Origin of the sequence: Methylophaga pinxianii (assembly GCF_020447225.1) — a bacterium.
In the GTDB taxonomy this organism is placed as follows: Bacteria; Pseudomonadota; Gammaproteobacteria; order Nitrosococcales; family Methylophagaceae; genus Methylophaga; species Methylophaga pinxianii.
In genome coordinates, this window is sequence record NZ_JAJAEO010000180.1 from 1 (window position 1) to 25605 (window position 25605).

26 protein-coding genes are annotated in these 25605 nt (G+C 44.3%); 19 read left to right on the forward strand and 7 right to left on the reverse strand.

Features of this window, described 5'->3' with window-relative positions; all coding sequences use genetic code 11:
• The 7 genes from LGT40_RS11375 to dinG form a co-directional block, all read left to right on the forward strand.
• The coding region (locus LGT40_RS11375; protein WP_226343205.1) for a hypothetical protein at nt 1-335 on the forward strand (335 nt) is incomplete at its 5' end.
• On the forward strand, nt 332-889 hold the full coding sequence (locus LGT40_RS11380; protein WP_226074635.1) for a CDP-alcohol phosphatidyltransferase family protein: 558 nt from the start codon (nt 332-334) through the stop codon (nt 887-889). The genes LGT40_RS11375 and LGT40_RS11380, both read left to right, overlap by 4 nt.
• Nucleotides 886-1932, forward strand: a complete 1047-nt coding sequence (locus LGT40_RS11385; protein WP_226074633.1) for an AI-2E family transporter — start codon at nt 886-888, stop codon at nt 1930-1932. The genes LGT40_RS11380 and LGT40_RS11385 overlap by 4 nt, the downstream gene beginning before the upstream one ends.
• An 11-nt stretch (nt 1933-1943) precedes the next feature.
• On the forward strand, nt 1944-2648 hold the full coding sequence (hda, locus tag LGT40_RS11390) for a DnaA regulatory inactivator Hda (protein WP_226074625.1): 705 nt from the start codon (nt 1944-1946) through the stop codon (nt 2646-2648).
• On the forward strand, nt 2641-3573 hold the full coding sequence (locus tag LGT40_RS11395; protein WP_226074617.1) for a hypothetical protein: 933 nt from the start codon (nt 2641-2643) through the stop codon (nt 3571-3573). Before hda ends, LGT40_RS11395 begins: the two co-directional genes overlap by 8 nt.
• 4 nt (nt 3574-3577) lie before the next feature.
• Entirely contained in the window at nt 3578-5302 is a 1725-nt protein-coding gene (recJ, locus tag LGT40_RS11400) for a single-stranded-DNA-specific exonuclease RecJ (protein ID WP_226074615.1), read from the forward strand.
• Between the two features lie 299 nt (nt 5303-5601).
• Nucleotides 5602-7680, forward strand: coding sequence for an ATP-dependent DNA helicase DinG (gene dinG, locus LGT40_RS11405; protein ID WP_226074607.1), 2079 nt, complete (start codon nt 5602-5604; stop codon nt 7678-7680).
• 42 nt (nt 7681-7722) lie between these two features.
• Here dinG and LGT40_RS11410 read toward each other — a convergent pair whose 3' ends face one another.
• The gene (locus LGT40_RS11410) at nt 7723-8004 is read right to left on the reverse strand and encodes a peptidylprolyl isomerase (protein ID WP_069295382.1); all 282 of its coding nucleotides are present in this window, start codon (nt 8002-8004) and stop codon (nt 7723-7725) included.
• A 33-nt stretch (nt 8005-8037) separates the two neighbouring features.
• A complete protein-coding gene (locus LGT40_RS11415; protein WP_226074605.1) occupies nt 8038-8715 on the reverse strand; it encodes a type 1 glutamine amidotransferase domain-containing protein in 678 nt (225 codons plus the stop codon).
• 150 nt (nt 8716-8865) lie between these two features.
• Here LGT40_RS11415 and LGT40_RS11420 point away from each other — a divergent pair, with 150 nt between their 5' ends.
• The gene (locus LGT40_RS11420; RefSeq protein ID WP_226074602.1) at nt 8866-10137 is read left to right on the forward strand and encodes an O-acetylhomoserine aminocarboxypropyltransferase/cysteine synthase family protein; all 1272 of its coding nucleotides are present in this window, start codon (nt 8866-8868) and stop codon (nt 10135-10137) included.
• A gap of 40 nt (nt 10138-10177) precedes the next feature.
• Here LGT40_RS11420 and pyrC read toward each other — a convergent pair whose 3' ends face one another.
• The gene (gene pyrC, locus LGT40_RS11425) at nt 10178-11224 is read right to left on the reverse strand and encodes a dihydroorotase (RefSeq protein WP_226074601.1); all 1047 of its coding nucleotides are present in this window, start codon (nt 11222-11224) and stop codon (nt 10178-10180) included.
• Between the two features lie 170 nt (nt 11225-11394).
• Between pyrC and LGT40_RS11430 the strand changes: the two genes are divergently transcribed.
• The 10 genes from LGT40_RS11430 to argF all read left to right on the forward strand — a co-directional run bounded on the left by LGT40_RS11430 (nt 11395) and on the right by argF (nt 21073).
• On the forward strand, nt 11395-13137 hold the full coding sequence (locus LGT40_RS11430) for an acetolactate synthase 3 large subunit (RefSeq protein ID WP_226074796.1): 1743 nt from the start codon (nt 11395-11397) through the stop codon (nt 13135-13137).
• On the forward strand, nt 13137-13634 hold the full coding sequence (ilvN, locus tag LGT40_RS11435) for an acetolactate synthase small subunit (protein ID WP_226074599.1): 498 nt from the start codon (nt 13137-13139) through the stop codon (nt 13632-13634). The genes LGT40_RS11430 and ilvN overlap by 1 nt, the downstream gene beginning before the upstream one ends.
• 28 nt (nt 13635-13662) lie before the next feature.
• On the forward strand, nt 13663-14673 hold the full coding sequence (gene ilvC, locus LGT40_RS11440; protein WP_226074793.1) for a ketol-acid reductoisomerase: 1011 nt from the start codon (nt 13663-13665) through the stop codon (nt 14671-14673).
• 116 nt (nt 14674-14789) lie between these two features.
• A complete protein-coding gene (gene pssA, locus LGT40_RS11445) occupies nt 14790-15533 on the forward strand; it encodes a CDP-diacylglycerol--serine O-phosphatidyltransferase (protein WP_226074586.1) in 744 nt (247 codons plus the stop codon).
• A gap of 136 nt (nt 15534-15669) precedes the next feature.
• Nucleotides 15670-17202, forward strand: coding sequence for a 2-isopropylmalate synthase (locus tag LGT40_RS11450; protein ID WP_226074584.1), 1533 nt, complete (start codon nt 15670-15672; stop codon nt 17200-17202).
• Nucleotides 17202-17696: a DNA polymerase III subunit psi gene (locus LGT40_RS11455; RefSeq protein WP_226074582.1), complete on the forward strand. Its 495-nt coding sequence runs from the start codon at nt 17202-17204 to the stop codon at nt 17694-17696. Before LGT40_RS11450 ends, LGT40_RS11455 begins: the two co-directional genes overlap by 1 nt.
• Nucleotides 17689-18168 carry a ribosomal protein S18-alanine N-acetyltransferase gene (gene rimI, locus LGT40_RS11460; RefSeq protein ID WP_226074580.1) on the forward strand — a complete coding sequence of 160 codons (480 nt, stop codon included), beginning with the start codon at nt 17689-17691 and terminating at the stop codon, nt 18166-18168. Before LGT40_RS11455 ends, rimI begins: the two co-directional genes overlap by 8 nt.
• A gap of 61 nt (nt 18169-18229) precedes the next feature.
• Complete coding sequence (gene sodB / locus LGT40_RS11465) at nt 18230-18811, forward strand: superoxide dismutase [Fe] (protein ID WP_226074578.1); 582 nt, start codon at nt 18230-18232, stop codon at nt 18809-18811.
• Between the two features lie 164 nt (nt 18812-18975).
• Nucleotides 18976-20175, forward strand: coding sequence for an aspartate aminotransferase family protein (locus LGT40_RS11470; protein WP_226074576.1), 1200 nt, complete (start codon nt 18976-18978; stop codon nt 20173-20175).
• A 1-nt stretch (nt 20176) separates the two neighbouring features.
• Entirely contained in the window at nt 20177-21073 is an 897-nt protein-coding gene (gene argF, locus LGT40_RS11475) for an ornithine carbamoyltransferase (RefSeq protein ID WP_226074574.1), read from the forward strand.
• A 9-nt stretch (nt 21074-21082) separates the two neighbouring features.
• On the opposite strand, the gene murU is transcribed toward argF, so the two are convergent.
• Together murU and LGT40_RS11485 are read right to left on the reverse strand one after the other, a co-directional pair.
• Nucleotides 21083-21757: an N-acetylmuramate alpha-1-phosphate uridylyltransferase MurU gene (murU, locus tag LGT40_RS11480; RefSeq protein ID WP_226074572.1), complete on the reverse strand. Its 675-nt coding sequence runs from the start codon at nt 21755-21757 to the stop codon at nt 21083-21085.
• Nucleotides 21754-22743, reverse strand: coding sequence for an aminoglycoside phosphotransferase family protein (locus LGT40_RS11485; protein WP_226074570.1), 990 nt, complete (start codon nt 22741-22743; stop codon nt 21754-21756). Before LGT40_RS11485 ends, murU begins: the two co-directional genes overlap by 4 nt.
• A 160-nt stretch (nt 22744-22903) precedes the next feature.
• Between LGT40_RS11485 and LGT40_RS11490 the strand changes: the two genes are divergently transcribed.
• Nucleotides 22904-23308: a hypothetical protein gene (locus LGT40_RS11490; RefSeq protein WP_226074568.1), complete on the forward strand. Its 405-nt coding sequence runs from the start codon at nt 22904-22906 to the stop codon at nt 23306-23308.
• A 1-nt stretch (nt 23309) separates the two neighbouring features.
• Here the strand turns inward: LGT40_RS11490 and LGT40_RS11495 are convergent, their stop codons facing one another.
• On the reverse strand, nt 23310-23903 hold the full coding sequence (locus LGT40_RS11495; protein ID WP_226074566.1) for a Maf family protein: 594 nt from the start codon (nt 23901-23903) through the stop codon (nt 23310-23312).
• Between the two features lie 7 nt (nt 23904-23910).
• Entirely contained in the window at nt 23911-25545 is a 1635-nt protein-coding gene (locus LGT40_RS11500) for an alpha-D-glucose phosphate-specific phosphoglucomutase (protein ID WP_226074786.1), read from the reverse strand.
• Nucleotides 25546-25605: the final 60 nt, after the last annotated feature.

The following is a 25605-nucleotide window of genomic DNA, read 5'->3' on the forward strand; positions in this document are numbered from 1 at the left end:
CGGTTCAAACGGCTATTGAAAATGGTATCAGCGAACTTGCCGATCGACTGGGGCGACGACTCAATATGGCCCTAAGTGAGACTGGTGAATCAGCGCTGGTCATTCAAGTCAGCGATGTGCACGATTATGCCGGCTACAGTCGACTGATGGATTACCTGGGGAGTTTACAGGCTGTATCGGATATTAAAGTTGGCAGTTTAGGCAGTGAAAAACTTGATTTGGTTTTACGTATTCAAGCTGAGCCTGAAAAATTCCGACAATTGCTGTCAATGGGACGAGTAATACAGCCGAATAATGCTGATAATAGTGGCTCGCAATATCGGTTATTACCTTGAATAGAAGGGATATTCCCAATCTCATTTGCGTATTTCGAATCTTATTGGTTGGACCTATCGTCTGGCTAATGCTCGAAGAAAAATTTTCCATGGCATTAATACTGGTGGCGATTGCCGGTCTATCTGATGGTGTGGATGGATTTTTGGCAAGACATTTTGCCTGGCAAAGCCGTCTTGGAACCATCCTCGATCCCTTAGCCGATAAACTGCTTCTGGTCGCGACATTCGCAACATTAACCTATATGCAGCTATTGCCATTGTGGCTATTATTGTTGGTGTTTGGCCGTGACTTGCTCATCATTTGTGGGGCTTTGATCTATCATTTCAAGTTCGGTGAATATGAGCTGTCTCCGCTCTGGAGCAGTAAAATCAATACAGTTTTTCAAATTGCTTTAGTTTTGCTTGTTATCCTACAACAAGAGTGGCTTCCGCAAGCAGCGGTATGGAGCACAACCTTAATCTGGCTGGTAGTGGCGAGCGTCATTATCAGTGGCAGTGAATATATCGTGGTTTGGGGGAAAAACGCGTGGCGTCAGATGAAAAAAAACTCATGAGTGATACCAATAAATTTTTGCTTTTGGGTGTATTGGTTGTATGTGGTTGGCTGGTTATGGAGTTATCTTCGGTCTTAACGCCATTTTTCATTGCGGCTTTATTTGCTTATCTGGGCGATCCGTTAGTCGATAAGCTCGAAAAATACCGTATGTCCCGCACGGTTGCGGTATGTGCTGTGTTTGGCATGTTTTTGCTTACAGCTCTGATATTACTGCTGATTTTTATCCCTATGTTAAGTGCTCAGCTGGTTTCATTGTTTGAAAAGCTGCCTAATTATCTGGATCGCCTGCAAACTTCAATGGAGCTGTTGTTACAACGCGTTGGTTTGTCTTCCGATATCCTCAATTTCAATACCATAAAAACAGCCTTACAGGACTACTGGTCAGAGGCAGGTAAAATTGCGACAAATCTAGTGGGTTATATGTCGCGTTCCGGCCTGGCGATATTGCAATGGCTAACAAATCTTGTCCTGATTCCCGTTCTCACTTTTTATCTCTTAAGAGATTGGGATGATATCGTGGTCAAATTCCGCGAATTATTACCTCGGGATAAAGAAGACAAGATCACACAAATCGCTATTGAATGTGACGATATGCTGGCCGGTTTCTTACGGGGGCAATTAATGGTCATGCTGGCATTAGCCATCATCTACAGCATCGGGTTAACATTTATCGGTCTGGATCTCGCCTTATTATTAGGCGTGGTGGCTGGTATTGTGAGTTTTGTACCGTATTTAGGACTGGTCGTGGGAATCGTCCTGGCGGGTTTAGCAGCCTATTTACAGTTTCAGGAGTGGTTACCGGTATTATTGGTGGTTTTGGTATTTGGTTTTGCTCAAGCCATTGAGGGCATGTTCTTAACCCCTCGTTTTGTTGGCGAGCGGATTGGTTTACATCCTGTCGCTGTCATTTTTGCCGTTATGGCCGGTGGTACTTTGTTTGGATTTGTAGGTGTGTTGCTGGCTTTGCCGGTTGCGGCCGTGGTGATGGTATTATTACGACATGCTCATGATCGTTATTTGAATAGTCACCTGTACTCTTAAGTCGAATTGGAATGAGCCAGCAAGAAACACAGTTAACCCTGCGTCTAACCCCGCCCGAAATTTTCAGAATTGATAATTTTATATTTGAAAACGAGGAGTTGGAATCTGTAGTTGAGGCTTTTTGTACTGAGCTTAAACCTGATTTTCTGTATCTTTGGGGTGAAGCGGGGGTAGGGAAAACCCATTTAAATCTGGCTGTAGCGGAGCAACTCCAGCAGCGCGGACATGCAGTGAGCTATATCAATCTACAGGAACTACGTGACACGGCTAAAGCCGAAGTATTGGCTTCATTAGTTCAAACAGATATTGTCTGCCTGGATGATCTGCAGGTAATTTGTGGTGACAGGGAATGGGAAGAAGCTTTATTTCATTGTTTTAACCGCTTGCGTGAACACGAACACAAATTATTGATTTGTGCGAACCAAAATCCGGCACAATTAGCTATCAAGCTCCCCGATCTGCGATCAAGACTTGCCACTGGCCTTATTTATCAATTGCCCGTTATGACGGATGCGTTGAAACAACAAGCGTTGATAAGCCATGCACAAAGCCGTGGATTAATTCTGCCAGAAGAAGTTGCTCAATATCTGTTACGTCATTACAGCCGTGATATGCCATCTCTAATGCTGGTATTACAACGATTGGATAAGGCCTCATTAAGGGCACAACGAAGATTGACGATCCCCTTTGTAAGAGAAGTCATTCAACATGGCTGAAAAGCCATCAATAACCATTATCTGGCCTGGCTTCGCGACGGCATTGCAAGAAATTAATCAGTCTTTACTGCCTGCAGAATTGAAAAAATTGTTTAATAAAGCATCATTCAGCACTATCCCGCATTCATATGAACATGTTCTACTTCAGCAATTTAGTGCAAGTCCTCTGGAAGATGCCGATTTACCCATGGCCTCTTTACGAAATCCTGACCAGTTAAGTCTGTGTGCGGACCCATGCTATCTTCATGCTGATCGGGATCGCCTTTTATTATTTCCAATCAATGATTTAACTATGAATGAAGTCACCCGGCTTATGGCATGCGTGCAACCTTTGTTAAACGATTTTGATGCCCAGCTGGTACCCAATGACCTGAATCATTGGTCTATTTACCTGGAAAAGATGCCGGATATTGCTTTGACAGCAATGCCGTCACTAGTGGGTAAAACCGTTGCTGCGGCAATGCCTCATGGAGTAGAACAAAACGAATGGTTGCGATTAGGAAATGAAATTCAGATGGTTTTATTTGAGCATCCAGTCAATCAACAAAGACAATCAGCCGGCAAGTTACCGGTCAATAGTCTCTGGTTTTGGGGAAAAGCAGCTTGGCAGCCGCTTACCAATGGCTGGAATCAGATCTACGGTGACACGAACTTACTAAGATCGCTTGCCAAAGTGAGCACAGCCAGCTGTCAGTCGTTTTCTGAATGGCGACCTGCTAAACCTGGAACCGGAAAACAATTACTGATATTTCCTGAACTGGAATTTCAGAATAACTGGCCACAACGCTTGGCATTGATCAGCCAGCAACAAATAATGCCTTTGCTGCAAAAACTGCGGCGTTTTCAAATTCAGCAAATATCGCTCATCATTCCAGAACATGGCCACTACCAATGGCGTGGCCTAGATATGTGGAAACCCTGGTAACCGGATGAAAATTCAACAACGCAACGCTGACAACTGGCATTTGTTGCCTGATAGCTGGCCCGAATGTATTCGCCGAATCCTGTCCGCACGCGGAATCAATACAGTAGATGAGTTAACTTTTGAACTGTCTGACTTACCCAAACCCGCGGAAATGTTGGGTATGGATGCTGCAGTGGCGCTGTTGATTGACGCATTACAGCAGCAATGGCATGTGATGATCGTGGCGGACTTTGATAGTGATGGAGCAACCAGTTGTGCCGTAATGCTGCGTGGCTTAAGGATGATGGGGCTGCAAAATATCGATTTTATTGTGCCGAATCGATTTGTCCATGGATATGGTTTAACAACAGAATTACTAGGTGAAATTGATATTCAAAACCAACCAGATTTATTGATTACTGTTGATAACGGTATTGCCTGTCTGGAAGGTGTTGCACTTGCGAAACAACGTGGTATGCGAGTGTTAATTACAGATCATCACCTTGCCGGAGAACAATTGCCAACAGCCGATGCCATAGTGAATCCTAATCAACCAGGCGATAACTTTCCCAGCAAAATGCTGGCAGGGGTGGGTGTAGCGTTTTATGTTTTACTGGGGTTGCGACAGGCACTACGTGATTTAAACTGGTTTGAATCGCAGCACTTGGCTGAACCACGTTTGGTCAACTTACTGGATTTGGTCGCATTGGGTACGGTCGCTGATGTGGTGCCATTAGATCGGCTCAATCGGACATTTGTTGAGCTGGGACTGAAACGTATGCGCCAGGGAAGGGCGTGTGCAGGTATTCGTGCTTTATTGAACATTGCCGGGAAAGATCTTGAACGATTGTCAGCACAGGACTTGGGCTTTGCCATTGCCCCCAGATTAAATGCAGCAGGCCGCATGGAAGATATGGGATTAGGCATTGATACATTGTTGACTGATAACCATGGTATGGCTCAACAAGCAGCTCAGTTGCTGGATCAAATTAATATTGAACGACGTGCTGTTGAACAGACTATGCAGCTTGAAGCGTTGGCGATGTTGGATCAAGTTCAGTTAAATGCATCCAGTCATGCTGCAGCATATTGTTTATATGACGAAAACTGGCATCAGGGTGTTATAGGTTTGTTGGCGTCACGAATAAAAGAAAAGCTGCATCGACCTGTCATTGTGTTTGCTCCCGGCGAGCCAGGCGAGATAAAAGGTTCTGCCCGTTCAATCATCGGTGTGCATATTCGTGATGTGTTAGTGAATGTGTCCGCTAAATACCCTGATTTGATTTTACGTTTTGGTGGCCATGCTATGGCGGCAGGACTCACATTGCGACAAACGGATTTGCACTTATTTGAGCAGGCATTTAGAGAAGCTGTAGAAACAAGCACCGATAAGGCTGTATTTGAACGTGCACTGTATTCGGATGGAGAATTAGCTGCAGAAGAACTTAATTTGCAACTTGCTGAGCAATTGCCCGTTCTCGCACCATGGGGGCAAGCGTTTCCTGAACCCCAGTTTCATGGCCAGTTTGTCGTACAGAATTTCCGCCATGTGGGCCAGCAAGCTGATCATCTGCGCCTGACCATCAAACTGGATGATGGGCGAGAAGTGACGGCTATGGCATTTCGTCAAACAGCACCAAAGTGGCTGACAATCGGTCAAAAAGTTGGTTTGCATTATCGATTGGACGTTAATGAGTACAGACAAACCAAGTCGTTACAGTTACTGGTGGATAATCTTTTACCGAGTTAGCTTTCAAGCGTTTAGTTAGCAGTGACTGGCCGCTACCTATATATTTTTAAAATCACGATCAAAAGCTTTCTCCGTTAAAATGCAATTCAATTTGATATTCGACTTCGTCAAAGAACTCTATTCAGCACGTGTTTTCTATTGCTAAAGAGGTTCAATGAGCAGGCTTCACTTTTTAATAAGATGGTATTCATTCATGGCAGTGGCACGAGTTTTAAATAATCAGATAAAAGTTGTCATTGCAATTAAAGCTGAAGATTTTTCGCCCGCTATCCACCAATCAACAAGAGGAATACAGCTGAGTGTTTGACGAAATATTCAGCAATATCAATAAGCTGATGCCGGATTTTAAAGCCAGGCCTCAGCAGATTGAAATGAGTCGATTTATTCATCAACGACTGCAACAATCACACAATCGAATGGCTGTGGTAGAAGCACCAACAGGAGTTGGCAAAACGCTGGCTTATTTGAGTGGTGCCATCGAAACGGCTTTGACAAGTAAAAAATTACTGGTCATCAGTACGGCTACAGTTAATCTGCAACAACAGCTTATTCAAAAAGATCTTCCACAATTTTCGGCGGCGTTGCCACAACCTGTTCGGTTTATGCAAATCAAAGGCCGTCGTCGCTATGTCTGCCCAAGCAAACTGGCTCAGATGGCCACTACGCCCGAGCAGCAAGACTTAACGCTGGATATTGACCAGAAATACCAACAGGTATTGATGCAAACTCAAGCTAAAAATCTGTTTCAAGACTGGGATGAGCACCGTTGGGATGGTGACAGAGATAGCCGTACAGATGCCATTGATCCGGGCTTATGGCATGAAGTGTCTACTGACTCTGAAGGGTGTGCGGCAAAAAGTTGCCGATACTTTCTCAGTTGTCCGTATTATCTGCTACGAAAGGAAATGCAGACAGCTCAGGTAGTTGTGGTTAATCACGATCTATTGCTCAGCGACGCTGATTTGGGTGGGGGGCTTGTCTTACCCAACCCCGAAGAGCTGATTCTGGTATTTGATGAAGCACATAATTTGCCACAAAAAGCGTTGGGACATGCCGCCAAAGCCTTAAACTTTGCCCAGCTGTATCAGACAGTAGAAACTGCCGATAGTCTGATGAAAAAATTGCCTACTGCACTGGCCTTCAGACAGCATGACTTTGGTTATATGTTTAAGGAAATTCGTCAGGATTTACCTGCGATTGTCAGTCTCTTACAACAATTACTGGACATCCTGGGCAGTGATGCAACGGTAAATGAGATGATGGAAGGGCATGTCAGCGAGCCACGAATTTTTTGGGGCAGTCCATTACTCAATGCCTTGTTTATCCCCTGTCAAAATCTATTGCAACGTGCCAACTCTATCTATAAACATTTCTCGTTGATAGGCAAATGGATTAAAGAAGGGCTGGAGAAAACGCAGTTAAGCAATAAAGTGGGAGAAGCGTTATTGCCTCAAGTAGGAACAGTACAGAATATTTTTGGGTATCTGATTGATTTTATGGCGTTGTTTCTTGATGAGGATAAGGCCGAGCGTCCACCTAATGTCCGCTGGTTGGCTCACGAACACTTTGCCAAACAATTAACTCTGGTGATTCATGCTGGACCAATGACTGCGGCTGGTTTTCTGGATCGCAGTTTGTGGCAGCGGGCATACGCTGTAGTGATGACTTCCGCCACACTACGCGGTATGGGGCTATTTCAGCGGTTTCGTGCCGATTGTGGTTTACAGCGTTACGATGAAAAACACTTTCTGGCACTGCCTTCACCGTTTAAATATCAGCAACAGGCGGTGCTAAAACTACCAATGATGCAGCATTTACCCAATGAAAATCTGCCTCAATGGCAGCAGGAAGTTGTCAGCCAGCTCAACACAATTATTGATATTCAAGCTGCTACGCTGGTGCTGTTTACCTCGAGACAGGTCATGTTGCAGGTGTATAAGCAATTACCGCAATCATTACAGAACCGGATCCTTTTGCAAGGGGATCAGTTATCACCCAAAAATATGATTCTTAAACATATTCAGCGGATTGAAGCTGGGCATGGAAGTGTCATTTTTGGGATGGATCGTTTTGCTGAAGGGGTCGATTTGCCGGGTAATTTGTGTACCCATGTGATTATTACCAAATTGCCTTTCCCGGTATTTACCCGTCCCATAGAACAGGCACGACAGGAGTGGATCCTCAAACGCGGTGGTCAGCCGTTTATCAGTTTGTCGTTACCTGCAGTCAGCGTGAAGTTGATTCAAGCCTGTGGTCGTCTATTACGAAAAGAAACTGACTCAGGGCAAATAACCATACTGGATCGGCGTCTATTAACCAAAAATTACGGCAAACAGCTATTGTCACATTTACCGGATTATCAATTAATCACCGAATAAAAAAGCCCGGGTAACCGGGCTTTATAGATAGGTTTTGCGAAGTTATTCGGTTCTACTGGTCACTTCCAGCAAATGATAACCAAACTGAGTTTTCACCGGCCCCTGAACTGTGTTGACGGGAGCGGAGAAGACGACTTTATCGAATTCCGGCACCATCATGCCTGGACCAAACTCGCCCAAATCACCACCTTGACGGCTGGAAGGGCAGGATGAATTTTCTTTGGCGACGGCAGCAAAATCGGCGCCTTCTTCAATTTCACGTTTCAGTTCCAGACAGATTTCTTCACTGTCCACCAGAATGTGTCTTGCGGTTGCTCTAGCCATATTAGTTCCGTAATTAAATTGTAATTTGCCAGCTTAAGCCAGCTGTTTTAACAGGGCTTTGGCCGTAGCTTCTGATGAGGCCGGGTTTTGCCCTGTAATGAGTATGCCATCCGTAATCACGAATGAACTCCAGTCATCTCCTTTCTTGAAATCAGCACCACATTGTTTGAGTGCATCTTCAAGCAGAAAGGGTACAACATCGGATAAGCCTACCGCATCTTCCTCGCTATTTGAAAATGCGGTGAGCTGTTTACCTTTGATCCATGGCTCATTACCAATAGTTTTAACATGCAATAACGCTGCTGGTGCATGACAAACAGCTGCCACCGGTTTATTGGCCAGAATAAAACTTTCAATTAAGGCAATTGAATGTTTATCTTCGGTTAAATCCCATAAAGGACCATGTCCTCCGGGATAAAACACCGCATTGTAATCCGCGGCATGGATATCAGCTAATTTCACTGTATTTGCGAGCCGATTCTTCGCTTCAGCGTCATTTTCAAAGCGTCGTGTATCATCTGTTTGAAAATCAGGCTGATTACTTTTGGGATCTAATGGTGGCTGTCCGCCCTTGGGTGAAGCCAGTTCAATTTCCACCCCCGCATCTTTCATAACGTAATAAGGTGCTGCCAGTTCTTCTAACCAGAAGCCAGTTTTTTCACCAGTGTTGCCGAGCTTATCGTGAGAAGTCAGTACCACTAATATTTTCATGATCGAGTCTCCTGAAATTTGTGGTTTTTAAGAAATTGGTATGATGCTGCTTATTTGATATGGGGATACGGCGATAAAGTTTCAAGCGATATTGCATTTCATTCACATCGTCGTACACTCAGAACACCATAATAACAGCGAGAGAAAAACATGAAAAAAGAAACTATCTGTCTGCATGAGGGATATGAAACTGATCCGGTTACAAAATCCTGCGCGGTGCCCATTTATCAAACTGTTGCCTTTGAGTTTGATAATGCCCAGCATGGTGCCGATCTATTTAATCTGGATGTTCCTGGCAACATCTATAGCCGTATCATGAATCCAACCTGGGATGTATTGGAAAAACGCGTTGCTGCACTGGAGGGCGGCCTCGCAGCTCTGGCCACCTCAGCAGGCAGCGCTGCTATTCATTATGCCATCATTACTATTGCTGAAGCGGGTGACAATATTGTAACAACGCCGCAGCTATATGGTGGTACTTATACGTTATTTGCACACATGTTTCCCAAACTTGGTATTGAAGTTCGGTTTGCGGATACGGATCAGGCTGCTGATCTGGAAAAACTGATTGATGCCAAAACCAAAGCAGTGTTCTGTGAATCGATAGGGAACCCGGCTGGCAATATTGTAGATATTGAACCCATTGCGACAATGGCACATAAACATGGTGTGCCGGTGATAGTCGATAATACCGTGGCAACACCAGCATTGCTCAATCCAATCGAATATGGCGCGGATATTATTGTGCATTCACTGACTAAATACATGGGCGGTCATGGCACAACATTAGGTGGCATTATTGTAGATTCCGGCAAGTTTCCCTGGGCTGAATATAAAGAAAGATTTCCTGTGTTAAATCAACCAGAACCGGCCTATCATGGAGTGGTTTATACCGAGCAGTTTGCTGAAGCAGCCTATATTGCCAGAGCTCGGACAGTTCCGTTACGTAACACCGGGTCAGCCTTATCTCCAATGAATGCCTTTTTGTTATTGCAAGGTATCGAAACCCTGACGCTGCGTATGGAAAGACATTGTGAAAATGCTTTGGCAGTGGCTAAATTCCTGCAGCAGCACCCCAAGGTTGAGTGGGTGAATTATGCTGGTTTGGAAGGGGATAGATATTTCGATCTGGCCCAGAAATATTTTGATGGCAAACCATCATCAATTCTTACTTTTGGTATTAAAGGGGGATTTGATAATGGGGTGAAATTCTATGATGCATTGAAGTTGATTAAACGGCTGGTGAATATTGGTGATACAAAATCACTGGCTTGTCATCCCGCTTCAACCACGCATCGTCAATTAGAAGAAAAAGAACTCAAGGCTGCAGGTGTAACACCGGAAATGCTTCGCTTATGTATTGGTATAGAACATATCAATGACATTCTTGAAGATCTGGAACAGGCCTTTTCTGCTGTTTAAGAATGAATCTTCCGGCCTGAAAAGTCAGGCCGGAAGATCGTTACAGGAGTTTCCAGTGAATGATGTCACCCGCCCGCATGGGCACTAAAGTTTCTTCTGCAAAAGTTAATGTTTCAGGAACCTGCCAAGACGTTTTTTGTAAGGTGATTTGCCGGGTATTTCTGGGTAAACCATAAAAGTCAGCACCATAAAAACTGGCGAACCCTTCCAATTTGTCCATACACTCGTGGTTGTCAAACACTTCAGCATAAAGTTCAATTGCTGCATGCGCACTATAAATACCAGCGCATCCACAGGCATTTTCTTTAGTATGTCTGACATGTGGAGCACTGTCTGTCCCAAGAAAGAATTTTGGGTTGCCGCTGGTAGCAGCTTTAATTAAGGCCTGTTGATGAGTGTTACGCTTGAGTACTGGCAGACAGAAATGGTGTGGACGGATCCCGCCGACCAGCATGTCATTACGATTTAACAGTAAATGATGTGGCGTTATTGTGGCTGCCACAAAATTGCTGGCTTCTGCTACAAAATCAGCCGCTTCTTTGGTTGTAATATGTTCAAAAACGACTTTGAGCTCTGGAAAATCCCTTAATAACGGTATCAGCTTTTGATCAATAAAAACTTTTTCCCGATCGAAAATATCAATCTGATGTTGAGTGACTTCACCATGCAGCAGTAGAGGCATACCGGATTTTTGCATGGTTTCCAGTGTTTTGTAGCAGTTAGCAATATCTGTTACACCAGCATCGGAATTTGTTGTTGCACCCGCCGGGTACAGTTTGACGGCTTTAATGAATCCGGCTTCTTGGGCCGCAATAATATCTTCCGGAGCTGTATTATCAGTCAAATATAACGTCATCAATGGTTCAAAGTCAGACTGTGCTGGACGGGCCTCAAGGATGCGTTGTCGGTAAGCGGCGGCCTGTTCAACACTTGTCACTGGCGGACGTAGATTGGGCATAATAATTGCGCGTTTGAAACATCTTGCAGTATCTGTAACAGTACGTTGCAGGGCACTTTCATCGCGCAAGTGCAGATGCCAATCATCGGGTTGGGTAAAAGTAATGGAATTTGATGTTGTTTTATTCATAAGACAAATTATGCCATAGCTGTTTAGCTTTACTGTTGAAAACTTGTTTTTGATAAATTGACGATGCAGCATCAGAAGGCGGTTTTTCTTGACGTTGATGGGCATTCACAGTAACTTTACCCGTTTGATATTTTGAAGCAGATCGCGTGAGCGATACGAGAGAGGAAGACGTGGAATTAAGCGGTGCCGAGATTCTGGTCCATTGTCTGAAAGACGAAGGGGTTGAGTATTTGTTTGGCTATCCGGGTGGTGCAGTGCTGCATATTTATGATGCGCTGTATAACCAGGAAGAGGTCAAACATATCCTTGTGCGCCATGAACAGGCAGCGACACATGCTGCCGATGGTTATGCGCGTGCTACAGGTAAACCCGGTGTGGTGTTGGTCACCTCCGGGCCTGGTGCCACCAATGCAGTTACCGGTATCGCAACAGCCTATATGGACTCCATTCCCATGGTTGTTATTACCGGCCAAGTGGCAACTGCCAATATTGGCAGTGATGCCTTTCAAGAAGTTGACTCCGTAGGTATTACTCGTCCCTGCGTCAAACATAACTTTTTAGTTAAAGATATCAATGATCTGGCTGAGACCATTAAAAAAGCATTCTATGTAGCGACAACGGGTCGTCCAGGTCCTGTAGTCGTTGACGTACCGAAAGACATTACGGATCCCAACATCAAAGTTCCGTATGTCTACCCGGACAGCGTGCAAATGCGCTCTTATCAGCCTGTTACAAAAGGACATCCCGGACAAATTAAACGTGCGGTTGAATTATTACTGACCGCTAAAAAACCGATGGTTTATACCGGTGGTGGTGTGGTGCTGGGCCATGCGGCTGAACCATTACGTAAATTTGTTAAAACATTGGGATACCCGGTTACATCAACATTAATGGGCTTGGGGTCTATTCCTTGGGATGATAAGCAATTTCTTGGCATGCTGGGTATGCATGGAACCTATGAAGCCAATATGGCGATGCATGATTGTGATGTGTTGATTGCGATTGGTGCGAGATTTGATGATAGGGTAACCGGCAAAATTGCAGAGTTCTGTCCTCATGCCAAGATTGTTCACATTGATATTGATCCTTCGTCAATTTCCAAAACTATCTCTGTTGACGTGCCTATCGTAGGGAATGTGGCTGATGTATTGGCCGATATGAATCACTTGCTGGAAGTAAGCAAAACAGAGCCAGACCAGAAGGCATTGGCAGAATGGTGGGGCATTATCAACGGCTGGCGTGCAAAAAAATGCATGTCCTATGATCGTAATAGCGATCAGATCAAACCTCAGGCAGTTGTTGAAATGATCCATGAAATCACCAAAGGTGATGCCTATGTGACGTCAGATGTTGGACAACATCAAATGTGGGCTGCTCAGTATTACGGATTCAGCAAGCCAAATCGTTGGATTAATTCCGGCGGTTTGGGAACGATGGGTTTTGGTCTGCCCGCTGCCATGGGCGTACAACTGGCTTTCCCTGAAGAAACAGTTATCTGTATTACCGGTGAAGGTAGTATTCAGATGTGTATTCAGGAGCTGTCTACCTGTCTGCAGTATGGTTTGCCAGTGAAAATTGTTGCTCTTAATAACCGTTATTTAGGGATGGTTCGTCAGTGGCAGGAGTTTTTCTATCAGAACCGCTATTCGCATTCTTATATGGAGTCTCTACCCGATTTCGTCAAATTGGCTGAAAGCTACGGTCATGTAGGCATCCGTATTGAACGGGTAGAAGATTTACGGCCCAAACTGGAAGAAGCCTTTGCATTAAAAGACCGTTTGGTATTTTTGGATATTGTGACCGATCAGACTGAAAATGTTTATCCGATGATTGCACAGGGTAAAGCCCATAATGAAATGCACATGTCGCCATATTGCGATTTACCACAAGATCCTGAGCGGGAGCTGTCATAATGCGCCATATCATCTCGATTTTGATTGAAAACGAAGCAGGGGCTTTATCGCGAGTTGCCGGATTATTCTCAGCGCGTGGTTACAACATTGAATCTTTAACCGTTGCACCTACCGAAGATGCTTCGTTATCACGTATGACTATCGTTACTACCGGCACAGACCGTGTTATCGAACAGATCACCAAGCAACTCAATAAACTGATTGATGTTGTGAAGCTGATGGAACTATCCGATGGTCCGCATATTGAACGTGAAATGATGCTGATCAAAGTTAAAGCGGCCACCATGGATCAGCGGGATGACGTTAAACGTCTTTCGGACATTTTCCGGGGACGAATAATTGATGTGACGGCGTCTACATATACGATTGAACTGACTGGTGCAGGTAGCAAACTGGATTCGTTTATCGAAGCGTTATCCGAGCACAAGATTCTTGAAACCGTACGCAGTGGAGTTTCCGGCATTGCCCGCGGCGAAAAATGCCTGCAATTGAATTGATTTAAAAACGAAGGAATTGATAATGAGTTTGAATATCTATTACGACAAAGATTGTGATCTGTCGCTGATTCGTGGCATGAAAGTCACCATCATTGGCTATGGTTCACAAGGCCATGCTCACGCTTGTAACCTGAAAGACTCTGGAGTGGATGTTACGGTTGCACTGCGTGCCGGTTCATCGTCTATTGCCAAAGCTGAAGGCGCTGGTCTGAAAGTTGCTGACACTGCTTCTGCTGTCAAACAAGCTGATTTGGTCATGGTGTTAACGCCCGATGAATTCCAATCATCTTTGTACAAAGACGAAATCGAACCAAATCTGAAGCAAGGCGCTGTATTGGCATTTGCCCATGGTTTTGCCATCGTTTACAACCAAATCCTGCCTCGTAAGGATTTGGATGTCATTATGATTGCTCCTAAAGCGCCAGGCCATACGGTACGGAGTGAATTTACCCGTGGCGGTGGTATTCCTGATTTGATTGCTATTGAACAGGATGCTTCTGGTAAAGCCAAAGCTATCGCATTATCTTATGCTTCAGCAATTGGTGGTGGTCGTACCGGTATTATTGAAACGACTTTCCGTGACGAAACTGAAACGGATCTGTTTGGCGAACAAGCGGTCTTGTGTGGAGGTGCCGTTGAACTGGTTAAAGCCGGTTTTGAAACATTGGTTGAAGCCGGTTATGCACCAGAAATGGCATATTTTGAATGTTTGCATGAGCTGAAACTCATTGTTGATTTGATGTATGAAGGCGGTATTGCCAACATGAACTATTCAATTTCCAACAATGCTGAATATGGCGAGTACGTGACAGGCCCGAAAGTTATTAACGAAGAAAGTCGCTGGGCGATGCGTGAAGCATTGAAAAATATTCAAGAAGGTAAATATGCCAAGCAGTTTATTCAGGAAGGTCAGACTGGCTACCCTGAAATGACAGCGATGCGTCGCCTGAATGCTGAGCATCCGATTGAGCAGACCGGTGCAAAACTGCGTGAAATGATGCCCTGGATTCAAAAAATCGTTGATAAGTCGAAAAACTAATTAGATTTTTTGGTTGTCCTGAATAAGGGCAGGTTGCTTTGCAATCTGCCCTTGTTTTGTTTATGCAGGTACGAATGTCATAATCAAACCACTACTTCTCTGAAAACAGGATTTTTATGGTTAATCATGAAGAGCACCAGAAACGCGGCATTTATCTGTTACCGAATTTATTTACCACGGCCTGCTTGTTTGCAGGTTTTTACGCCATCGTTGCAGCAACGCGCGGTGACTTTACCACTGCAGCAGTGGCTATCTTTGTTGCCATGATTATGGATGGTCTTGACGGACGTATTGCACGGTTAACAAATACTCAAAGTGCATTTGGTGCTGAATACGATAGCCTGGCCGATATGGTGGCCTTTGGATTGGCTCCAGCGTTAGTCATGTTTGAATGGACGCTCAGTGGCCTGGGGAAATTTGGCTGGATGGTGGCGTTTATTTACGCTGCCTGTGGCGCTTTGCGATTAGCCAGGTTTAACACTCAGGTAGGTATTGCCGACAAACGTTATTTTCAGGGGCTGCCGAGTCCTGCCGCTGCAGCGTGCGTTGCGGGTTGGGTCTGGGTTGGACATAACAATCAACTTGACCCGATTTTTTTAGCCTTTATTGGCGTTCCGCTAACTTTTGCTACCGCTATTTTAATGGTCAGTACGGTACGTTATCACAGCTTTAAAGAGCTCAATCTGCGGGGCAAAGTCCCGTTTATGGTGATGCTGGTGCTGGTACTGGTATTTGCACTTATCGCTACTGATCCACCCATCGTGCTTTTCACGGCATTTCTGTTGTATGCCATTTCGGGACCGGTGTTTACGCTTGTTCAACTACGTAAGCACCGTAATGAGCGGGCACAATCCAAATAATACCATTGGTGAAGTAGGACTGTTCTGGCAGGATTTCGGTTAATTTAACTTGAAATGCTTTCTGTAGCCCGTACTTCCTAATTATAATGACTATAAAAATTGCTCAGAGATGAGTAAACGGTTCGGAGCGGGCAAAATGAAAGATCAACTGATAATATTTGATACGACCTTGCGGGACGGGGAGCAAAGCCCCGGTGCATCAATGACCAAAGACGAAAAGGTAAGGATCGCCAAGTCTTTGGAACGGATGCGTGTCGATATTATTGAGGCGGGCTTTCCCATTGCGAGTATAGGTGATTTTGAATCGGTCCAGGCGGTAGCCAAGGCAGTTAAAGACAGCCGCATTTGTGGTCTGGCCCGTGCATTGGATAAAGATATCGATCGTGCCGGTGAAGCGCTTAAACCAGCCAACGCTTCTCGCATTCATACTTTTATTGCCACGTCTCCTATTCATATGCAGATGAAGCTTCGGATGCAGCCGGACGAGGTGGTAGAAAATGCCGTCAAGGCTGTAAAACGTGCACGTCAATATACTGATGATGTCGAGTTTTCCCCTGAAGATGCTGGTCGTAGCGATCTGGATTTTCTCTGTCGCGTGCTGGAAGCTGTTATTGATGCTGGTGCCAAAACATTAAATATTCCAGATACGGTCGGTTATAACCTGCCACACCAGTTTGGCGAGTTAATTAAAAACCTTCGTGAAAGTATTCCAAATTCGGATAAAGCCATTTTCTCTGTGCATTGCCATAATGATCTGGGATTGGCCGTTGCCAATTCATTATCAGCAGTGATGAATGGTGCCCGGCAGGTCGAATGCACTATCAATGGCCTGGGTGAAAGGGCAGGTAACGCCTCATTGGAAGAGGTGGTTATGGCTGTTCGTACCCGTCAGGATATGTTTGATTGCGATACCCGTCTGGATACGACACAAATATTGACAGCTTCCCGTCTGGTTTCAGGAATTACCGGTTTTGTTGTTCAACCCAACAAAGCTATTGTTGGTGCCAATGCTTTTGCCCATGAGTCCGGTATCCATCAGGACGGCGTACTAAAAAACCGTGAAACTTACGAAATTATGCGTGCTGAGGATGTGGGGTGGAATACCAATCGAATGGTTCTGGGTAAGCATTCAGGGCGTAATGCCTTTCGTTCACGTCTGAAAGAATTGGGAATCGAACTCGAATCCGAAGAAGATCTGAACAGCGCTTTTACTCGGTTCAAAGAACTGGCTGATAAGAAGCACGAAGTATTTGATGAAGATATTCAAGCACTTGTCAGTGACACTTTGACAGAAGATAACGAACGTATCCGTCTGATTTCCATGCGGGTTTGTAGTGAAACCGGCGAAATCCCGGTGGCAAATGTTACCTTGGCAGTCGATGACAATGAAGTGAAAACAGAGATGAAAGGCAGTGGTCCAGTGGACGCCGCCTTTAAAGCGATTGAATCAATGGTGCAAAGCCATACAGAATTGCAGCTGTATTCTGTTAGTAATATCACCAGCGGTACTGACTCGCAGGGTGAAGTCAGTGTCAGGCTTGAAAAAGGGGGACGCATTGTCAGTGGACAGGGAACCGATACAGATATCGTTATTGCTTCTGCCAAAGCCTATATCAATGCCTTAAATAAAATGTTGCTACCCGCTGATCGGGCTCATCCCCAAGTCTGATGAAGTTATCTCCGGAACAGTATTTTGCATTAGATCTGATGGGAATTCCTGTCTGGGTCTCTCGGCAGGATGAGAGGCTTACACCCGCTGAAAGTCAGAATGAAGCAGAACATAACGGTCATATTGATTATTCAAAACCGTGGTTAGTGATTACTGAAGAGCTGTTAACTGCAGCCGAAAATCGTTTACTAAACGCTATTTTTAGCAGTATCGACATTAAACTTGATGATGTCATGGTTATCACTCAACAACAAATAAAAGCATTGGACGGCTTTTCTGCCGATAAAACCATTGCTTTGGTTTTAGGTGAAACACTGTCGCAGAAGCTCAACATGCGTTCGCATGCCGCATTACCTTGTAAGCAACTAGAAAACTGTCTTTTGGCGCTGGTAAGTCCAAGTTTGAAACAACTACTGAATCAGCCGCAGAATAAAGTTAAAATGTGGCAAACTATCCTTCAATTACGGAACTTAAAGGCACCTCAGTTTGACTGAATTATCCATTAGCCAGATGCAACTGGCAGATATTGATAAAGTCTGGCAGATTGAAAAGCAGTCAAACCGTTTTCCTTGGACAAAAGGTAATTTTGAGGACTGCCTGAAAAGTGGCTATCGAACTTTTCTCTATTCAGTTAATCATGAGCTGATTGGCTTCAGCGTTGTGCAATTAGTTCTGGATGAAATCCATTTACTGAATATATGTGTCAAGCCTGACTATCAGGGGCAAGGCTTTGGCAGGCAAATCCTTAATCATGTGCTGGAGATCGCCCTCGGGCAAACAGCGGCAATTGTTGTATTAGAAGTTCGAATAAGTAATTTCAGGGCACAACAACTTTATTTATCAATGGGTTTTAATGAAATGTCAGTACGCCGGGGTTATTATCCTGCTGAACAGGGCAGAGAAGATGGAGTACTGATGGGACTGGAACTTGGCATGTTGTCACAGCTTGGTCAAAACTTGCTATAAGACATGCCCTCACATAGACTAACGGGTTTACGTTGGTTATTTTCAATCAAGGAGATTTATTATGGCTTTTGAATTGCCACCACTTCCTTATGCAAAAGATGCTTTGGAACCGCACATCTCTGCAGAGACTCTTGAATATCATTATGGTAAGCATCACCAAACCTATGTAAATAACCTGAACAATCTGGTTCCTGGAACCGAATTCGAAGGTCAGACACTTGAAACTATTATCACTAAATCAAGTGGTGGTGTTTTCAATAATGCTGCTCAGGTTTGGAACCATACTTTTTACTGGAACTGTCTGACACCGAACGGTAAAGATGCTGTTTCTGGTGATCTGGCTGCTGCTATTGATGATAAATTTGGCTCTTTTGCAGAATTCAAAGATCAATTTACCAAATCTGCTACCACTAACTTCGGTTCTGGCTGGACATGGCTGGTTAAAAATGCCGATGGCAGTATTGAAATCGTCAATACCAGTAATGCCGGCTGCCCACTTACCGCAGGTCAAACACCATTATTAACCTGTGATGTTTGGGAACATGCCTATTACATTGACTACCGCAATGCCCGCCCTAAATATCTGGAATCATTCTGGACACTGGTGAATTGGGATTTTGTTGCGGCAAACTACGCAGCATAAATATGAAACCAGTCAGTAGTCTTATGACTACTGACTGATTCGATATATAATTTACCGTTTTTGGAATATGGCAGTTTTCTTTTGAAACTGCCATTTTTCGTTTCAATCCAGCAGAAATAGCTGCTGATATATCGCCTGAAAAAACAGGCAGGGAGTTAAATGCCATGACCGAATCTGTCATGCCTACTTATGGACGTTTGGATATTACTTTTACCAAAGGGGAAGGTGCGTGGCTGACCGATACCCGAGGCGAACGTTATCTTGATGCATTAAGCGGTATCGCGGTTTGTAATCTTGGGCATTGTCACCCTGCAGTTACGCGCGCCATTTCTGAGCAAGCGGCTACGTTAGTGCATACCTCCAATGTTTATCATATTGAAAAACAACAGCTATTGGCCGACAAGCTGACCCAGCTATCGGGTATGGAACAGGTTTTTTTCTGTAATTCCGGCGCCGAGGCGAATGAAGCGGCGATCAAGCTTGCCCGTAAATACGGTCATAATAAGGGCATTGATAAACCCGTCATCATTGTTATGGATGGCAGTTTTCATGGTCGGACAATGGCTACCTTAACGGCCACAGGTAATGCAAAGGTACAAGCAGGCTTTGAGCCTCTAGTGCCTGGGTTTGTGCGTGTGCCATATAATGATATTGATGCTGTTCGCATGGCAGTCAGTCACTGGCCGGAAGCTGTAGCGGTTCTGGTTGAGCCGGTACAAGGCGAGGGCGGCATAAAGGTCCCTGACAGTGAATATTTGTCTGCTATACGAGATTTATGTACACAACGTAAGTTGCTGATGATGCTGGATGAAGTACAAACCGGTGTCGGTCGGACGGGTAAATGGTTTGCCTTTCAGCATAAGCCCGGTTTATTGCCCGATGTGATGACGCTGGCAAAAGGCCTGGGTAACGGTATGCCGGTGGGCGCATGTCTGGTTGCAGGCCTAGCCAAAGGTGTATTACAAGCCGGAAATCATGGTTCTACATTTGGCGGTAATCCACTAGCCTGTAGCGCGGCGTTAGCGGTCCTGAATACGATTGAAAAAGAACAGTTACTGGACCATGTCAACAGACTTGGTGAAAAAATGTATCAAAGCTTTAAGCAACAATTGAGCAAAACTGAAGGTGTTAAAGAAGTTCGTCATCTAGGCTTTATGTTTGGTATTGAATTGACCATGCCATGTGCCGAGTTGGTAAAGTTGGCTTTACAGGAACATATTTTGATTAATGTCACTTCAGAAAAAGTCATTCGTCTATTACCACCAATGATTATCAGCGCTGAAGAATCTGAGTTGATCGTCAATAAGGTTTGCCAATTAGTTAAAACATTCGTGGCTTCAAGCAGCATTGAGAGTGTAGCTTAATATGAGACATTTTTTGACGCTTAAAGATTTATCACCAGCAGAACTCACTCAGTTAATTAAACGTGCTTCTGACTTGAAGGCAATGCATAAAGCCGGTGAGATTTATCAGCCATTGAAAAATAAAGTCCTGGCGATGATTTTTGAAAAATCCTCGACTCGCACTCGTGTTTCATTCGAATCAGCGATGGTGCAGTTCGGCGGTGGTTCAATTTTTTTGTCACCTGACGATACCCAATTAGGACGTGGCGAACCAATCGAAGACTCTGCCAGAGTGATTTCCAGTATGGTGGATGCCGTAATGATTCGTACGTTTGAGCATAGCAAAGTGGAAACGTTTGCCCGATACTCATCCGTACCGGTTATTAATGCTTTGACCGATGATTATCATCCATGTCAGTTACTGGCAGATATGCAGACTTATCAGGAACATCGAGGTGATATTCGGGGCAAAACAGTCGTCTGGATTGGGGATGGTAATAATATGTGCCATTCGTACATTAATGCGGCACAACAATTTGGTTTTAAACTCAATATTGCTACGCCGGAAGGATATGAACCTAAAGCGGCTGTAATCCATGCAGCGGATGCGCAGATCAATCTGTTTAATGATCCTCTAGAGGCAGCAGAACAGGCAAATTTGGTGGTGACTGATGTCTGGGCAAGTATGGGACAGGAAGAAGAGCAACGTAAACGTGAGCTGGCATTTGCAGCATTCCAGGTAGATAAAAATGTGATGCAACAAGCTGCGAAGGATGCTTTATTTATGCATTGTTTGCCTGCTCATCGTGGGGAAGAGGTTTCGGCAGAAGTCATTGATGGTCAGCAAAGTGTTGTTTGGGATGAAGCTGAAAACCGTTTACATGCGCAAAAGGCATTATTAGAATTTCTTTGCGCTTGATTTTCCGTGTTAAACGTCGAGCTGCTTGACCAGACTATTCAAGCGCTCGACCGTTCCAATATCAGACCATTGGCCTTGATAATGCTGACCACTGACCTGATTTTTTTGCATCGCATCGACTAGTATAGGTTTGAGTGGCAATTTCGAAACAGGATGTCTTTCAAACATCTGTGGGCGATAAATGCCAATTCCGCTAAAGGTGAGCTTAGGCGTACCATCCATGCTTAACAGTCCATCCTGATCGAGATAAAAGTCTCCCGCAGGATTATGCTCCGGGTTGTCCACCATAACCAAATGACATAACTGTTCTTCTGACAAAAGGGCATCTGATATTTGTTTAAAGGGAAACTCAGTCCATATATCGCCATTAACCACTAAAAATGGGTCTTTTCCGAGTAGCGGTAATGCCTGAATAATTCCACCGGCGGTTTCCAAACCACCATCACGTTCTGCCGAATAGCGAATATTTGCCTGATAACGTGCGCCATCACCAAGTGCCGGTTCAAATTGCTCCCCCAGATAAGCATGATTAATGACAATATCATTGAAGCCGGCAACAACCAGTTTTTCAATCAAATGTTCAATTAACCGTTTTGGGCCTGCCTGAAGTAAAGGTTTAGGAGTGTGATCAGTTAATGGGCGTAGACGTTCGCCACGACCGGCTGCCAGAATCATGACTTTCATTTAATTGCGGCTATCTTGGGTTGATCTAGAAGATATCGATAAAGATTTCGTAGCTCCGGATACATTTCGCATACCTGATAAACGTATTTTAAAGTAACAGCTAAATCATTCATATAATTGGATTTATTGTCTCTATAATTGAGGCGGCAGAAAATTCCTAATATTTTAAGATGACGTTGCAACCCCATTAGATCAAACCAACGAGTGAAATTTGTTGCATGTTCAGAAGATAACAAACCATGTTTTTGTGCTTGTTCAACATAGTAATTTAACCAGCTATTTTGCTCAGCTGGGGACCAGTGAATGTACACATCACGTAATAAGGAGACCAAATCGTAGCTAATAGCGCCGACTACCGCATCCTGGAAGTCGATAATTCCGGGAGGAAGTCCATCCTGATGCATCAGGTTACGCGAATGAAAATCTCGATGAACGATCACCTGAGGTTGCGCCAACGCGTTTTCTGTCAAATATTCATATATTTCTGCTAACCATGCGGGAGGGCTCAATCCTAAATGTTTTTGCAGAAACCATTGATCAAAAAGATGCAGTTCACGCTGTAACAAGACCCCATCATATTGGGGTAATAACTGATCTTTACTGGGAATGAGTTGTAGTTTTATCAGGCTATTAATCGCACTTTTATATAATTTATCTGCTGTTTCTGCTGATAACTCCGAGAGGTAAGGAGTGTTCCCCAGATCACTCAGAATCAAAAAGCCACGCTGTATATCCTGTTGATAGATATGTGGAACATTAAGGCCAAACTGCTCTAATAATGTTGCCACCTTGATAAATGACTGATTATCTTCATGTTCGGGCGGGGAATCCATGATGATATAGCTTTCAGCATTCTGCTTCAGTCGAAAATATCGACGAAAGCTGGCATCACTCGATGCGGCAACTAATGAATAGTTTTTATCGCTAACAAAGCTTTGCAACCATTGTTGCAACTCTTGAAAGCGTATATCTTGTGTCTGGTTCATCTAGGATGTGTGTTCATTGATTGTGAAAATCAGGCTGATAAGCATGACGGCTGATAGATTGATATCGCAGATTGTAGCGTATTCACACCGAATGGGATAATTTGGACGCGGCACATGTCTTAGCTTGGCACAAAAACTATAAATATCTGGAGAGGATGTAATGAGTAACCACTATTTGGCTGCCAGTTTGATGGCTATATTCAGCACTAATGCGATTGCGGATGAGTCACTGCTGACGCCATGGGATATGCCGCAACAGGCTATTGATGAGATGACAAGCGATATTACCGATTACAACAAATGTATGATGCAATCGCGTTTAAATGCCAATAAAACGCGTAAGGATGCAGCTCAAAATGCTGATGAGATTTTGCAATCCTGCGAGCCCAAACTTGATGAGTTGAAAGAATTACTCACTGCGAACAATGTCAACCCCGGGCTTACTGAGGGTATGGCCAGAAGCTTGCGTTCAAAAGCCGCCCGTCAATTGATGGGACAGGCTATGAACAATATGGCTGCTCAAGCTGCAGCGATGGAAAATGTAGAAAAAAGTAAACAGCAATAAATCATTCGGGCTGCTGAGCCAACACATCAATATTTTCGTTGGCCAGCAGTTCTATCAACTGAATCAGGGGCAATCCGATTAAACTATTTGGATCTTCACCTCTTAAACCTTTAAACAAACTGATCCCAAACCCCTCAGATTTAAAACTCCCTGCACATTGATAGGGTTGTTCTTTAGCAAGATAAAATTCGATTTGAGCGGGCGATAACGTTTTGAACAACACTTCAAAATAATCCACTACTGATTGCATTTTACCCGTTGCGGCATTGAATAATGCCAATCCTGTCATAAACGTAACGGTATTCCCAGATGCCGCAGAAAGCTGCTCAAATGCCTTGGCATGATTCCCCGGTTTTCCCATGATCTGTCCGTTTAGCACAGCCACCTGGTCGGAACCGATAATCAAACTGTCAGGATACTGTTCAGCAATTTTAAGCGCTTTACTTTCTGCCAGACGTTTCACAAGTTGTTCTGGCTTTTCATTAGCTAGCGGACTTTCATCAATATCTGGCGAGGCCGTCAGAAAATTCAAATGCAGTTTAGCGAGTAGTTCAGCTCTAAAGGGAGAGCTGGAGCCTAAAATTAGTGTTTGCATGAATAACCTAGGTAATAACGGTAGGAGCAGTTCGCCCAGTGATTGATTTGATTCCAGCGAGTTCATCAGCCAGGGCAATTAAATCTTTTAAACGTGTCTGAGTATCTTCAAACAGTTTATCGGGATTATCTTCAATGGCCTCGATGTAGACTCGCAATGTCGCTCCCTGAGTCCCCGTACCGGAAAGACGGAAAATAATGCGACTTCCATCAGTAAAACAAATGCGGATCCCCTGATTTTCGGCAATGCTGTTATCGACCGGATCGTGATAACTGAAGTTATCAGCATAATCGACGATATAACCGTTTAAAGACTTGCCCTTTAAATCAGCTAATTGGATTTGTAGGCGTTCTATCAACTGATTGGCAAATTCAGTTGGAATCTCTTCATAGTCATGACGAGTGTAATAATTGCGACCAAATTTTTGCCAGTGCTGACGCACAATTTCACTGACAGACTGTTGTCTTATAGCCAAAATATTTAGCCAGAATAACACCGCCCATAAACCATCCTTTTCGCGTATATGATTTGAGCCGGTACCAAAGCTTTCCTCACCGCATAACGTGACCATATCAGCGTCCATCAGGTTACCAAAGAATTTCCAACCAGTAGGGGTTTCATACATTGAAATATTCAATGCCTGAGCAACACGATCGGCAGCCTGGCTGGTAGGCATGGAGCGGGCAATCCCTTTGAGACCTTTTTGATAGGCCGGAATCAATTCTGCGTTCGCCGCCAGAATTGCCAGACTGTCAGAAGGCGTTACAAATATGCCATGCCCCAGGATCATATTTCGATCACCATCACCATCTGATGCGGCACCAAAATCCGGGCCGGTTTCAGCAAACATTTCTTCTACCAGTTCAGCTGCATAGGTCAGGTTGGGATCAGGATGTCCACCGGCGAAATCGGCTTGCGGAACGCCATTAATAACTGTGCCGGTTTCAGCACCCAGACGTTTTTCCAGAATTTCTTTAGCGTAAGGGCCGGTTATAGCATGCATCGCATCAAATCGCATTTGAAAGCGACCGTTACATAACAAAGCCCGAATAGCCGGGAAGTCAAAAATATCTGCCATCAACTCAGCATAATCAGCGACTGGATCGATGATATCGATCTGCATATCCTGCAAATATTGTGTTCCTGTTTCTGATAGGGAAATATCATCACAATCCATTATTTGGTAGGAAGAAATCTTTTGACTGAGTTGATAGATGGCTTCCGTAATACTCTCCGGTGCAGGTCCGCCGTTACGGATATTGAACTTTATACCAAAATCACCCTCCTGACCGGCAGGGTTGTGGCTGGCTGACAGGATAACGCCACCAAAAGCGTTATATTTGCGTATCACGCATGATGCTGCGGGAGTGGATAATAATCCATGCTGGCCAATAATCAGCCGCTTAAAGCCGTTTACAATGGCCATTTTTACAATGGTCTGGATGGCCGTTTCATTATAAAACCGCCCATCGCCACCAATGACCAAAGTTTGATTTTCAGTGTCGCCAATCGCATCAAACATCGCCTGAACGAAATTTTCCAGGTAGTGTTTTTGTTGAAACACACGGACTCTTTTGCGTAATCCTGAAGTACCCGGGCGTTGATCAATAAACGGCTGACTGTGAATGGTGGTCGACATGATTTTTCCTGAATAAAGGCGATTCTGATTGATAGGCCATTACAATGCATTTCTGCTATGCAC